At 33.8% G+C, this 12435-nt stretch carries 12 protein-coding genes and 3 pseudogenes; 4 read left to right on the forward strand and 11 right to left on the reverse strand.

Annotated features, from left to right (window positions below):
- Positions 1–24: 24 nt before the first annotated feature.
- Positions 25–132: pseudogene (locus tag ACM6HU_RS27410) on the reverse strand (helix-turn-helix domain-containing protein); the annotation flags it as partial.
- Positions 133–611: 479 nt separating this feature from the next.
- Here ACM6HU_RS27410 and ACM6HU_RS27415 point away from each other — a divergent pair.
- Positions 612–815 (forward strand): hypothetical protein, encoded by a 204-nt coding sequence (locus tag ACM6HU_RS27415; protein WP_097836830.1) that lies wholly within the window; start codon positions 612–614, stop codon positions 813–815.
- 143 nt (positions 816–958) lie between these two features.
- On the opposite strand, the gene ACM6HU_RS27420 is transcribed toward ACM6HU_RS27415, so the two are convergent.
- Positions 959–1819: a DegV family protein gene (locus ACM6HU_RS27420; RefSeq protein ID WP_016115162.1), complete on the reverse strand. Its 861-nt coding sequence runs from the start codon at positions 1817–1819 to the stop codon at positions 959–961.
- 263 nt (positions 1820–2082) lie between these two features.
- On the opposite strand from ACM6HU_RS27420, the pseudogene ACM6HU_RS27425 reads away from it, so the two are divergent.
- Both ACM6HU_RS27425 and ACM6HU_RS27430 read left to right on the forward strand, forming a co-directional pair.
- Positions 2083–2193 (forward strand): annotated as a pseudogene (locus ACM6HU_RS27425) (GNAT family N-acetyltransferase); the annotation flags it as partial.
- Positions 2194–2452: 259 nt separating this feature from the next.
- A complete protein-coding gene (locus tag ACM6HU_RS27430; RefSeq protein ID WP_088094111.1) occupies positions 2453–2773 on the forward strand; it encodes a hypothetical protein in 321 nt (106 codons plus the stop codon).
- Between the two features lie 57 nt (positions 2774–2830).
- On the opposite strand, the gene ACM6HU_RS27435 is transcribed toward ACM6HU_RS27430, so the two are convergent.
- From ACM6HU_RS27435 to ACM6HU_RS27455, 5 genes are all read right to left on the reverse strand, one after another.
- Positions 2831–4366 carry an MDR family MFS transporter gene (locus tag ACM6HU_RS27435; RefSeq protein WP_414848556.1) on the reverse strand — a complete coding sequence of 512 codons (1536 nt, stop codon included), beginning with the start codon at positions 4364–4366 and terminating at the stop codon, positions 2831–2833.
- Between the two features lie 23 nt (positions 4367–4389).
- Positions 4390–5097 (reverse strand): cytoplasmic protein, encoded by a 708-nt coding sequence (locus tag ACM6HU_RS27440; protein WP_414848557.1) that lies wholly within the window; start codon positions 5095–5097, stop codon positions 4390–4392.
- A gap of 24 nt (positions 5098–5121) precedes the next feature.
- Complete coding sequence (locus ACM6HU_RS27445) at positions 5122–5835, reverse strand: polymer-forming cytoskeletal protein (protein ID WP_414848568.1); 714 nt, start codon at positions 5833–5835, stop codon at positions 5122–5124.
- Between the two features lie 10 nt (positions 5836–5845).
- Positions 5846–6469 carry a YhbD family protein gene (locus ACM6HU_RS27450; RefSeq protein ID WP_414848558.1) on the reverse strand — a complete coding sequence of 208 codons (624 nt, stop codon included), beginning with the start codon at positions 6467–6469 and terminating at the stop codon, positions 5846–5848.
- 160 nt (positions 6470–6629) lie between these two features.
- The gene (locus ACM6HU_RS27455; protein WP_414848559.1) at positions 6630–8420 is read right to left on the reverse strand and encodes an ABC transporter substrate-binding protein; all 1791 of its coding nucleotides are present in this window, start codon (positions 8418–8420) and stop codon (positions 6630–6632) included.
- 48 nt (positions 8421–8468) lie between these two features.
- On the opposite strand from ACM6HU_RS27455, the gene ACM6HU_RS27460 reads away from it, so the two are divergent.
- Complete coding sequence (locus ACM6HU_RS27460) at positions 8469–9674, forward strand: MDR family MFS transporter (RefSeq protein WP_414848560.1); 1206 nt, start codon at positions 8469–8471, stop codon at positions 9672–9674.
- Positions 9675–10055: 381 nt separating this feature from the next.
- Here the strand turns inward: ACM6HU_RS27460 and ACM6HU_RS27465 are convergent, their stop codons facing one another.
- The 4 genes and pseudogenes from ACM6HU_RS27465 to ACM6HU_RS27480 all read right to left on the reverse strand — a co-directional run bounded on the left by ACM6HU_RS27465 (position 10056) and on the right by ACM6HU_RS27480 (position 12396).
- Entirely contained in the window at positions 10056–10451 is a 396-nt protein-coding gene (locus ACM6HU_RS27465; RefSeq protein WP_003197987.1) for a hypothetical protein, read from the reverse strand.
- Positions 10452–10546: 95 nt separating this feature from the next.
- On the reverse strand, positions 10547–10795 hold the full coding sequence (locus ACM6HU_RS27470) for a GlsB/YeaQ/YmgE family stress response membrane protein (protein WP_016115172.1): 249 nt from the start codon (positions 10793–10795) through the stop codon (positions 10547–10549).
- A gap of 169 nt (positions 10796–10964) precedes the next feature.
- Positions 10965–11430, reverse strand: a pseudogene (locus ACM6HU_RS27475) (nucleoside hydrolase); the annotation flags it as partial.
- A gap of 240 nt (positions 11431–11670) precedes the next feature.
- Positions 11671–12396: an ABC transporter permease gene (locus tag ACM6HU_RS27480; RefSeq protein WP_242227100.1), complete on the reverse strand. Its 726-nt coding sequence runs from the start codon at positions 12394–12396 to the stop codon at positions 11671–11673.
- Positions 12397–12435: the final 39 nt, after the last annotated feature.

Here is a 12435-nt window from a genome sequence, read left to right on the forward strand (position 1 = left end):
TGAAAAAGATGGTTTAATTTGTCAATTCTCTATTCTACTTAAGTAGGCTATAGAACATATTCCTGATACAAGTTCCCCTTGCGTCAATCCTTTATGTATACGAATTTGTCGTATTCGTTCCCCGATTTGCATGTTTCCATCCCCTATTCAAACATTCCTAATAATGAAATAACTATTTATATTCTAATTTCTATTTTAATTGTACTGTTGTAATTCTATAATTTCTATCCACTTGTTAAAAAAATTGGTAAAAAAGTCAATTTTTCCGTCTTTTTTTTTATAAAATTCAACTACTTGTTATTAACATAAACCACATTGTATATTTTAAGTACGATAAACTTGCTAGAAAAAATTTGAAGCAAATATAAACAATTGTTATTTCTATCCTATCTCTAGCAGCTTGCACTTATTTTTCACACAAATATGATGAATGAATTTCATGCAATAAATTGATATTCAATTTATCACTCTAACTTATTACATATGGACAGTCTATTACCTATTCATAATAAAATTCAGAAAACGTAATAGATAAAATAATAATTGTTTTATTACAGTTTATCGATGATTGAAATCAAAAATATTTTATTAAATAAGAAAGAGGGATGATTATGATTTGGAGAACACATAACAAAAAGGCGCGAAAAACAGTAAGATATGTTGCAGGATTTGCTTTACTTTTAATACTAGCATCCTATATATATCAATGGAATAATAATTTAGTGATTGATACGAATGAGGACATTGGTTTAATACTAGTTCTCACTACTTTCCTTTCGAGCTTCTTGCCTGTAAAAAAGCAAATCAATGAATAATAAAAAAGCACTTGAGGATTTAAAGTGAACCCCATTAATAGGGTTCACTTTAAATTGACCTCAGGTGCTTTTTTTTGCAAGATAACATGTTATGCCTATTTATAATTGTATAACAAAAAAGATTGATCAAAAAGATCAATCCTTTACTCTACTTCATTTAAGAAGAACAATGTTAATACGCCCGGTCCTGTATGCGCTCCGATTGCTGCACCAATTGTATTTACAATAAATACTTCACAGCCAAATTTTTCAGTAATTAATGCTTTTAATGCATTCGCAGTTTCTAAATCATCACCATGGGTAATTCCAATCGTTTGACCTTTAAGGTTCTTCCCACGCTCTTCCATAATATCAACCATTCGGCCTAGAACTTTTTTTCTTCCTCTTATTTTTTCAAGTGGTACAAGCTTACCTTCTTCTACATTTAAAATCGGCTTAATGTTTAATAAACCACCAATAAATCCAGCAACCTTACTTAAACGCCCACCTCTTACTAAATACTGCAAATCAGCCACAGTAAAGATATGCTCCATATGTTTTGTTAGAAAAGCAATTCGTTTCAAAATTTCTTCTTTTGATGCACCTTCTTTAGCCATTTTCGCAGCTTCTAATACAACAAGACCTTGACCAAGTGAAGCGCATTTTGTATCAATAATTTCTAAATCGAAATCTGCATATGTTTCTTGTACTTCTTCTTTAATCACTACTGAAGATTGATATGTACCCGAAAGTTCAGAAGAGAAAGCTACATATATACAAGGTGTACCTTGCTTTGCATATGTAACGAACTTTTCTTGGAATGTTTCTAATGATGGCAGCGATGTCTTAAATACCTCGCCTTCTCTCATCTTTTGTAATAATTGAACCGAATCTAATGTTACTCCATCTAAATACTCTGTTTCTGCCTCATCATATACACGGAGTGGAATCAAATCTATATCATAAGCTTGCAGCAATTCTTTTGGTAAATCAGCAGCACTATCCGTAATGATTTTAACGCTCATTTTTAAACCTCTATTCTGTTATAAGTATACTAAAATAAGAACAATTACCTTTAAATTATATACGTAAAACAGGAATGAAGAAAGAGAAAGTATTATTAAACTATTCTACATTCTATGCACGGAATGTAGAGAAATTAACTTCATGATTAAATCAATTTCTCAAACGAGTTATATCTAATTGAATCAAGTACTATTATTTCATTACAAATCATTTTGTTTCCTATACAATAGAAATATCAGAATTTTTCAAGGAGTGTATTTTTATGAAAATAAAATTTGTTTCATCAGAGGATTTAGAATGGATTAATCATCAATATAAAACAGTTGGATTTGTACCGAGTGATTTAAAAAAAGATAAAGTGGCAATTGTGACACCTCGTATACTATCAGAAACCTTATGATCTATTTATCTATTTTCCTTACAAAAACCTTACACTTTTGTAATAAATTCGAACTGATTTTGAATCAGCAAGGATTTCCTTTCCCTTCACTGAATAGCACTTCTCCTATCCGAACTTTGGGATGCGAATATTATAATTGAGAATGATAATAAGGAAACAATTTCATCTTTCCACTAAAAAACGTTATAATAAACTGTAGCTTCTACGATTACGTTATAAAGGAGATTAAAAAATGGCTAAAATTAAAGTGTATCAAGTAAAAGAAGAAAATATGGATGCAGTAAAAAACATCATTGATGCCCAGGAACAAAACCCATCTACTGCAGATTTACAAAATCTATACGCATGTGTATTAGATACTGAGGATATGGCATTGCCTGAATCATATATAGAAGAAGATATTTTAATCGATTCTATTGAAGTAATGGTAAACGTTTCTCAAAACAAACTAAGAGACCTAGGTACATACGATGTAATTGAAGTACAAAACAAAGGTAAAAAAACACAGATTTTATTATTAGCAGACGAAGAATATGAAGTAATCGAAGGTTAATTTGTAAAGTTACATACAAAAAAGCTCCTTTCTATTTGAGAAAGGAGCTTTTTTCTTCTATGCTTTTGATGTTTCAGCCTTTATCTTACCTTGTTCTTTCTTATATACCATTCGCTCATTCCCCATGAAAAAGATGAACAGGAATGCTAAACCTGCTGGAACTAACGCCCACATAAAAGTATGAACGATAGAACTTGAAAGGGCTTCAATAATTTTATCTAATATTTGTGGCGGAATTTGAGATCTTGCGCCTTCTGAAAGAATTGCTCTTGAATCCCCTAGAGCGTCGCTATTTATTCCGCCGTCCATTCCTTTAAATGCTTCTTCTAATTGATCTTGAAAACCTGTTCTTTGAATCATACCAAATATTGTAATCCCAAGTGTCATTCCTAATGAGCGGATAAAGTTACTCGTTGAAGTTGCTGATCCCCTCTGGTTCATACCGAAATTATGAATTGCAGCCATACTTAATACAGAGAATGAGAAACCTACGCCAAAACCGATAATAATCATATAAATGGTTAACCATACACGGCTCGTTTCTAGTGTTAATGTACTTAATAAGAACAATCCACCCAGCATAATCACAGCTGAAATAATCATGATATTACGGTAACTTAGCTTTGATGTTAAAAATCCACCTAACTGTGCTGTAACTACTGATCCTAACATCATTGGCAATAGTAATAAGCCAGAATTCGTTGCCGATCCGCCATATACACCTTGAATAAACAAAGGAATATATACAGTTGCTGACATAAAAGCTGCCCCGTAAAATAAAGCGATAATTGTACTCATCCCGAATAAGCGCTGTTTAAACATTTCAAACGATATTATAGGTTCTGCCACTTTTCTTTCAATAAAAATAAACATAATAATTAAAATAGCAAATGCCGCAAATAAACTTAAAATAAAAGTAGAATCCCAATCATACTTCTGTCCACCAAGTTCTAATGCGAACATTAAACAAACAACTGCACCGACTAGTGTAATTGCACCAAACCAATCAATCTTTTGTTTTTGATGAACGCGCGATTCTTTATAAAAGAAGACAATAAAAATAAGTGATAGAATACCAAGCGGTAAGTTAATATAAAACACCCAGTGCCAGCTAATGTAGTCTGTAATATATGCGCCAAGTAAAGGACCGAAAATACTAGATAATCCAAAGACCGCACCAAATAATCCACCCATTTTCCCGCGCTTTTCGGGCGGGAAAATATCAAAAACAATGGTAAAGGCAATTGGAACAAGTGCCCCGCCACCAATACCTTGGATCGCACGATAAATACCTAACTGCGTAATATTTTCTGCGGTACCACAAAGTGCCGAACCAATCATAAAGACAATTAAACCGAAAATAAAGAATCTTTTTCTACCATACATATCTGATAGTTTTCCGAAAATCGGCATTCCTGCCATTTCTACTACCATATACGCCGATACAACCCAAACAAAGTTTTCTAATCCACCTAAATCGCCAACAATTGTTCCCATCGCTGTAACAACAATGGTATTATCCATTGATGCCATTAAAATCCCTAACAATAAACCAGCAACTACCAAGCTAAGTTTACTATTCTTTGCAACCATATATCTTGCTCTCCCTCTTACAACTATATTTGTTTATGTTCTTTTACAACTGATTTTCCTTTTTGATTAAAGCTAGTATGATATTCAACAACACTTATTTCACAGCCAGGGCCAATTGTAACATTGTTTCCCCTCACTACTTCAGCTATTGTATGCTCTAAATAAATGTCATCACCTTCAATAATTGATGTTTGAAGATTACCAGTATGGCTTGTAAAAGGAATAAATCTAGCTTTTTTTCGTACTGTAATCTTTTTTCCACCAATTTCTCTTACTTTACTTCCTTCATAACGCAAGATAATGTTAATATTTTCAGCATTTAAAAGCCCTTCACTTTCAAGACCACCCGTTAATAAAAATTCTTCAACTTCAATATCTTCTTTTACAGTCAGTCCTCCTTTAATGTCCACAAAGTTTCCGGATAACTTTCCATTCACTTCGAACATTCCTCGAATTTTTATTTTGTTAATGTGACAATCATTCTGCACTTGTGTGTTACCATACACTTTCACATACTCAGCATGCAAACCACCTTGTACTTCACTATCTCCATACACAATATATGAATTTGTCGTCATATCACCACGAACATCGCTCGTTCCGTACGTTTTAAATTCATTACAACTAACGTGATTGGAAATTGTTCCTTCGCCACGAATTTTCACTTTATTATAAGCTCCACCTGCTGAACTGCCCGATCCGTTCACGGTGAGACTATGCTGATTTTCCATATCTATTCCTCTCTTTCTAAAAAATTAAACTTGTTGAATTTCTTTTACTTTCGCGTTTTTATCAACATTAAGAACTCCTGTATATTCAATAAGTCCTATCTCACAATTTGGACCTACTGTAACATTGTTACCTCTTACTGTTTTAATTTGCACGTAATCAACATCAATATTGTCACCTTCTAACAATTCAGCTTCTAAATGTGATCCAAACACCGTTTTAAAAAGCCTACTAAATGCCGTTGGTCTGTGTCTTACTTTAATTGTTTGACCACCTATTTCTTTCGCTCTACATGTACCATGAATATCGATGTCAATTTCATCCGCGCTCAGTAAGCCACCGATTGTAAACTGCCCTTCTGATGAAAAGACATCCACTTCGCAGTTACCATCTATAATCGCTTGCCCGCGAATCTTTAATTCTTCTCCAGTTAAAGTACCACCAATTGTACCTTTTCCAGCAATCTTTAAATTGTTGACCTTAACATCTTTTGTAATTGTTGCCTTTCCATCAATCCTCATGTTTTCAGTGCTTACTGTACCGTCAACTTTACCGGATCCGCTAATTCTTGTGTTTCCACTTTTTAAATTACCATTTACACTGCCAGAACCGTTACATTCAAAGTCGTCACACTCTACGTTTCCGTTAACAGTTCCTTTTCCGTTTAATTGAACTTTATGAAACTCCCCCCCATTAGAAGAACCATAACCATTTATAATTAAATTTTCTGATCGCATTATTTCTCCTCCCCTATAACAATTTTGTTTTTAATGCTTCTGTATAGTTCATAATTGTTGCGCGAATAACAACTTTTGTTCCCTTTTCAAAAAGTAAGTCTTCCACATTTGACACTAAGAAACATGTAGAAATACCTAATTTCCGAATTACAACTAAGTCACAATTTTTATGCTTTATAGCTTCATAATTGTCATGCAAGACTTGTAAAACCATTTTTCCTTCTTCTAGACTAATCTCTCCGGATTGGAGAAGTTCTTCTAAAATATACACATAAAGAGTATCTACAAATTGAAATTCAGCTGGTTTATTCGTTTGTTCTATGAAAAATTGTATAACTGGTTCTGAAGCAATCCCTTTACGTATTACATCACCTTTTGTTAAACAAATCTCTGTAACACTTGGCGAAAACATACTCGCTAATTCATCAAGAGACAAATCCTCTTTCATTGTTTGAATTTTATCAATACGCTCTAATATCTTTTCTTTTGGAAAAAATGTTTCTTGCCCTGTAAACGTTGATTTTCTTACAAACCAATCTTCTGGTATTAAATTCTTTCTTTTCCACCTATATAGCTGTCCGTATGAAATACCAGTCAGTTCCAATAAATCCTTTTTTGAAATTAAATCCGTACTCAACTGTATAACACTCCTTCCTAACAACAACGTAACATAACACTGTTACGTTGTAAATGGGCGTTTATAACAATATGCGAAACAATGTTCAAAATCCACATGTACTTCCATACAAAAAGGCCCTTTTGATTTTTCAAAAGAACCTTTATTAAATGCTTATATATTAAGGTTTAAACCATATATTATAAAAATCAATCCACCCTTGAGCGTTGATGATTATATTTTGCACTTTTTCATGTGTACGTATGTGTTGTTTATTACGATATAAAGGAACAATATGAATATTACGTAACAATGTGTCCTCTATATCGCGTAACAGTGTAATTCGCTTTTCAAAATTAGGTTCAATAAAATATGAATGTAATTGCTCATTAAAATCCAGAGAGCTATGCTGATAAATAAAGCTATTTTTTGAAAGAAATATATACAAAAAACTGCTTTCTGTTTGTTCGCTAATGGTAGCACTGTCATGAATCATATCTGCTTGTTGTATTGCTTTAACCTGTAATAATTCCTCTGCATCCAGAAACTTTATTTCAATTACAATTCCATATTTGGCACATTCTTTTTGAATCCAATATGAATCTTCTACATGATCTTGTTCTTTAAATGTATATAAATATAATGTTTCATCATTGTATTTGCTATTTCCAATAAGGGTATGAATATCCTCCTCAATTCCCGGGACAGAGCTATTCGTTAATACTAATTCCTCTGCTACCTCGCCACGCTCTCCCTCTAACTCATCTATTATTTTGTTACTATGAATAATTTTATACAATGCTTTTCGAAATGTAACATCTTGCATAGGTCCTTGTTTCTCAGTGTTTAACGTTATATATGTTACATTGGATTCCAATATAGAAAGTTCCTTATGACACTTTTCTAATTCTTTATGTTGCGCCTTCACCAACACATCATATGTATCTATACTTTGTGGCACATTCCATAATTCAATCCGATCGAGAAAGGGCCGTTCACGAAAATACAAATCATGCGCTTCTAATACAAAAATAGACTCATCATTTTCACACAGTTTAAACGGTCCTGTTCCAATTAGGTTGTCTTCCTCATCTTCTATTACAATAGAACACTGTTCTGAGCTTAAAGCATATAACAATAACTGATTTTCCGTATGCAAGTGCATTTCTACAATATATTCATTTACAATACGAACACTTTCAACATGTTGAAGCATCCATGAATACGGATTATCCTCTTTATTCATAAACCTACCAAATGTATATACAACATCATGAGCTGTAAATCGTTTTCCATTATGAAATCGAACCCCCTTTCGTAAATAAAAAGTCCATAGTTTTAGATTGTCATTATATTCCCAATGAAAGGCGAGTCTCGGCTCTATTGTATTTGTGCTCTCATTAACATAAATAAGCGTGTCATATAGATGTTTTACCATATGACACTCCGAACGCATTGTAGCATATACAGGATCTAAAGAAATTTTCAGGTTCATTTCAACTTGTAAACGCAGTACATCTTGTCTTCCTCGAGAAGTCATTTCAATTTGATAACCAAATATCGAATCTATCCAAGCTTGGAATTGTTTTTCTAATACGGAGAAATATGAGCTATATTGCTCAACAAATGCTTTTCCACCCTTTACATCCCCCTGTTTCGTTATTTCTTTCCCCTTTTCTAAAATTAAGGAAGCAGGATCTTTTTGAAACGATAACTTTGACAGATTCCCTCTCCCGCGTCCTGGAAACCAACAAATCCAAGTTAGCTCTTCTAATTTTTTTATAATAAATTTACTATTACGATCCGTACAAAACACTGTTTCTGATATATTTTGTAATGATATTTCTATTTTTTCTCCCTCTGTTCTCCCTTTTCCATACCGGAGCCACAGCTGAACATACTGATCCAAAATAACCATATCCATCCCCCTAAAAGGTGAAAAATCCCACTCTTTCATTCTACCCTTTTTCATTTCTTGCTTCTATCTTAAGATTTCCATATAGAAAGGAGGAAATGAAGAATGAATCATCTTATAAAACGTTACAATAAACCAATCTGGATTCGATTATTAGGAGAGTTATTGACTAGAACAACTGAGGCCATGCTGGCAATTTTTTTTATTATCCATGTCAATAAAGCGCTAGAAGGTAATGTAACTCTTACAATGCTACTGTTCGGATTGCAGCCACTCTCTGATATTGTGTTCACAATCATTGCTGGAGGTGTAACAGATCGCTACGGTAGAAAGAAAATTATGTTACTCGGGTTATTCGTGCAGGCAATTGCAATAGGCGGATTTGTTTTTGCTGAATCAGTCCTATTCTTTGCTTTGTTATATGTAATGAATGGTATTGGCCGCTCCTTATATATTCCTGCTCAACGTGCACAAATTGCAGATTTAACAAAGCAAGAAAAACAAGCAGAAATATTCGCTGTTCTTCAAACAGTAGGAGCTATCGGTGCTGTGATTGGTCCATTCATCGGTGCCTTTTTTTACAATAGTCACCCTGAATACTTATTTATCATTCAAGCTGTAACTCTCCTGCTGTATGCCATTCTCGTCTGGACACAACTTCCAGAAACAGCTCCAATCATTCAAACTAATGAAAAATCAGCACAAGTAACAACACGTACACAGTTTATTTTTAAGCATTATGCTATATTTGGACTCATGATATCTACTCTTCCGATTAGCTTTTTCTATGCCCAAACTGAAACGAATTATCGTGTATTTGCAGAAAATATCTTTCCAAATTTCTTATTCGTTCTCGCATTTATCTCAACTTGTAAAGCTGTAATGGAAATCATCCTGCAAGTTGGTCTTGTCAAATGGTCTGAACGATTTTCAATGCCTAAAATAATTGTAATTTCCTATATTTGTTATACATTCGCTGCTATTGGTTATGGTTATTCTACAACATTATGGTCACTCTTCTTCACATTGCTTTTCCTGACAATTGGTGAAAGTATTGCTTTAAATCACTTACTACGATTTGTCTCCAGAATAGCACCAAGTCATAAGCGGGGATTATATTTTTCTATCTACGGCATACACTGGGATATTTCTCGAACGTGCGGCCCTGTTATTGGAGCAGTTATATTAAGTCATGTAAGCGGCAGCACCTTATTCTATATTTGTGCCTGCTTATTAATAATTGGCGGAATCGTTCAAACTTACTTTGTTTATTCAGTAGAGCGCAACAAATCAAAAGAGCTGTCCTTATGAAAACTCCCTCCACTTATCTCCTTTGGATCTGGAAGTGGGAGGTAAGCCGCTGGGCGATTCATCTCCCTCCTACTCATTGGGCTATGCCCCTCACATTCCTTGAGGGTGAAGTTTTCTCGCCTATTTTTAGATAAATTTAACCTTGCGTCCACTCCATTACACTACTTTTCAAATCATAAGAGCACCAAAACTTCTTCACATTCTGCTTCTAACTGTCCGACATATACAATTCTAAAAAATATACTTACTTATATATCCCTTCTCTCTTAAACCATGTCAAACCTCCTTATAAGAATATAGAAAACTATACTGCCTTTGCTTCTTCGATGATTTGTACAAAATAAAAAAGCCGCCCTATGAAAGGCAGCTTTAGCTATGTATTTATACTTCAATACTTTTTCCATCTTCAACGATGTGGTAAAGTAAATGAGCTAAATGATGAATTGGACCATATTCTTCCTCTTCCTCATCTGTTTCACCTTGGAATTCAAGGTCATTTAAATACAGTGCTAGAAATTGATAGAATAATTTCAAATCAAATCCGTAGCAGGCACTTGGCTCTTCGTGATCTCCTTCATATTGCAACATTAAGTATTGTTCATTGCCTTCTGCATCTTCTGCATCAAAGAATACAAAGAAACCAACATTTGTATCTAGATCAAATAGATGACGAGTACCATTCTCTGTTACTTTATTGAAGTCCTCTTCACTTAACTTATGTACTGTTGTTGCTTTTGCATTGTCTTCCTGATGAAAGTTTACTGTAAATGATTTCAATGCTGACACCTCCTGATTGTATAACAGTAGCATAACAGATTAGGACAAATAATACAAAAATGGATCGCTGACAATTGTCAGCGATCCACCTGATTTCATTTTCGTATTGCACGTAGTAATAAGCTGACAATAAAAATTAAAACAATGGCACCAATTAATGCTGGAATAATTGCATACCCTCCGATAACCGGTCCAAACGTACCCAATAATAATGTTCCAAGCCAAGAACCGATAATCCCAGCAATAATATTTCCAATCACACCACCAGGTACATCTTTACCAACGATTAAACTTGCTAGCCATCCTAAAATACCACCAACAATTAAAGACCATATAAATGCCATATCACTATACCTCCTTAATTTTACAAGACAGAAAAATAATAACCATAAATCATTGCTTATCATTAGTTATGCTACTATTTTTATTAAGTTATACTTTTAACTTGCGTATACTAAAAAAACGATTAAACCAATCGATAATAAAATGAAAATCCCATCAACAACCGAGCTTTTACAGGATATATAATTCGTATCTTTTATCCTTATAAAAATCAATCATTGGCTTAATTAGTTTTGCTAGCCCTGTTCCCTTTTCATTAATAATGTTTACCATTTCAGGAGTAATAAGCGCTGCTGCGTTACATTTAGCGGATAAACACTAACATTCTTGGCATATTTCATGACAATATTAGTTGCAATTGGATCTCCATAAAGTGAAACTTTAATCAGTGGGGGTTTTCTTCATCCTCCTCTGATTATTAGTTGAACGAATCGGGCTTTTATGGGCAGTTGATCCCCCACCTAACTTCTTTGCTTTCGCTGAACTTTGAGGTGGGGGTCTTACTGCCCGTTAATGCGGGGTAAAAGTTAGCTTCTGAAACAGGAGTAACATTACCTGGAAATCAAAATGCGCCACCCATTATATAATAAGCGCATACTTGGTCCATTACATCTGGATACAAAAGAAATAATGTTGCATGTTTTATCTGCATAAATTAAAGCAACTGCATCATTGATACCAAAATCTCCAAAAAAGATTTTTTATTAACTCCTCTCACCCTCCTCATCATTTTCTACTATTATTATGCGAAAAAGACAAGGCGGTGAAACAGTATCAAATAAAAAAAACGCCTATTTACTGGCGGTTATATGGAGATAATAAAATTGTTTATATTTTATTCAACTATCGTGTATTTTTTAATATGAATACAATTTATTTAACTTTTCATTTTCCTCTTAAAGCCCAAAACAGCGATTACGAAAATAATGATTATATAACCAACTACCCATAATAAAGGTACAACGAAATCACCGTATTCACCAGCTAAAGCAAATCGAGTAGCATCAACCGCATGAGCAAATGGCAATGCATAACCGATTGTTTTAAACGCACCACCAATCATATCTAACTTAAACCAAGTGCCACTTAACCATGTTGTAAGGTTGACAAAAATCGCAAAAATCCCGCCAACTTGCTTATCTGTAAAATACGTACCAAGTAGTAGACCAAATCCAATATAAAGCATTGCGATGATAATGAGTATAATAGTGGCAACTAGTACATTCGCATTAAAAGATAAACCTAAGAAAAATGCTGAAATAAAGCAAATAACAATTTGAAAAATTGCAACCGGTAATAGTGGAATAGCGTACCCAGTAATATAATCAGACGCAGACATAGGAGAAGCAAAAATCCGCATTAAAAACGAACTACTTTTATCCTTACCAATTAGCATCCCTGAAAATAACGTTATAAAAGAAAAACTGAAAATAATGACGCCTGGCGTTAAGTTTTCTATATGATAAAGGTCAAAAGGCATGTTTTGCTGCATGATTGAAAAAAGATACATAATAATAACAGGAAGCACAACCCCAAAAAGAAGCGTGAGAGGATCTCGTAAAATCTCCTTACGATTACGTGAGGCAAATGCTACATTTCTCATAATCCGTCCCCCTCTTCAGTTAGTGTAAGGAAAATATTT

Source organism: Bacillus sp. IT-79MI2, from assembly GCF_949768135.1.
Classification (GTDB): domain Bacteria; phylum Bacillota; class Bacilli; order Bacillales; family Bacillaceae_G; genus Bacillus_A; species Bacillus_A pseudomycoides.

What these genes read in the sequence shown, in the direction of transcription:
- ACM6HU_RS27460 (WP_414848560.1), top strand. Translation starts at nt 8,469, where the DNA reads ATGAATCATCTTATAAAACGTTACAATAAACCAATCTGGATTCGATTA.
- ACM6HU_RS27440 (WP_414848557.1), bottom strand. Translation starts at nt 5,097, where the DNA reads ATGGAAAATCAGCATAGTCTCACCGTGAACGGATCGGGCAGTTCAGCA.
- ACM6HU_RS27455 (WP_414848559.1), bottom strand. Translation starts at nt 8,420, where the DNA reads ATGAAAAAGGGTAGAATGAAAGAGTGGGATTTTTCACCTTTTAGGGGG.
- ACM6HU_RS27435 (WP_414848556.1), bottom strand. Translation starts at nt 4,366, where the DNA reads ATGGTTGCAAAGAATAGTAAACTTAGCTTGGTAGTTGCTGGTTTATTG.
- ACM6HU_RS27470 (WP_016115172.1), bottom strand. Translation starts at nt 10,795, where the DNA reads ATGGCATTTATATGGTCTTTAATTGTTGGTGGTATTTTAGGATGGCTA.
- ACM6HU_RS27420 (WP_016115162.1), bottom strand. Translation starts at nt 1,819, where the DNA reads ATGAGCGTTAAAATCATTACGGATAGTGCTGCTGATTTACCAAAAGAA.
- ACM6HU_RS27415 (WP_097836830.1), top strand. Translation starts at nt 612, where the DNA reads ATGATTTGGAGAACACATAACAAAAAGGCGCGAAAAACAGTAAGATAT.
- ACM6HU_RS27430 (WP_088094111.1), top strand. Translation starts at nt 2,453, where the DNA reads ATGGCTAAAATTAAAGTGTATCAAGTAAAAGAAGAAAATATGGATGCA.
- ACM6HU_RS27480 (WP_242227100.1), bottom strand. Translation starts at nt 12,396, where the DNA reads ATGAGAAATGTAGCATTTGCCTCACGTAATCGTAAGGAGATTTTACGA.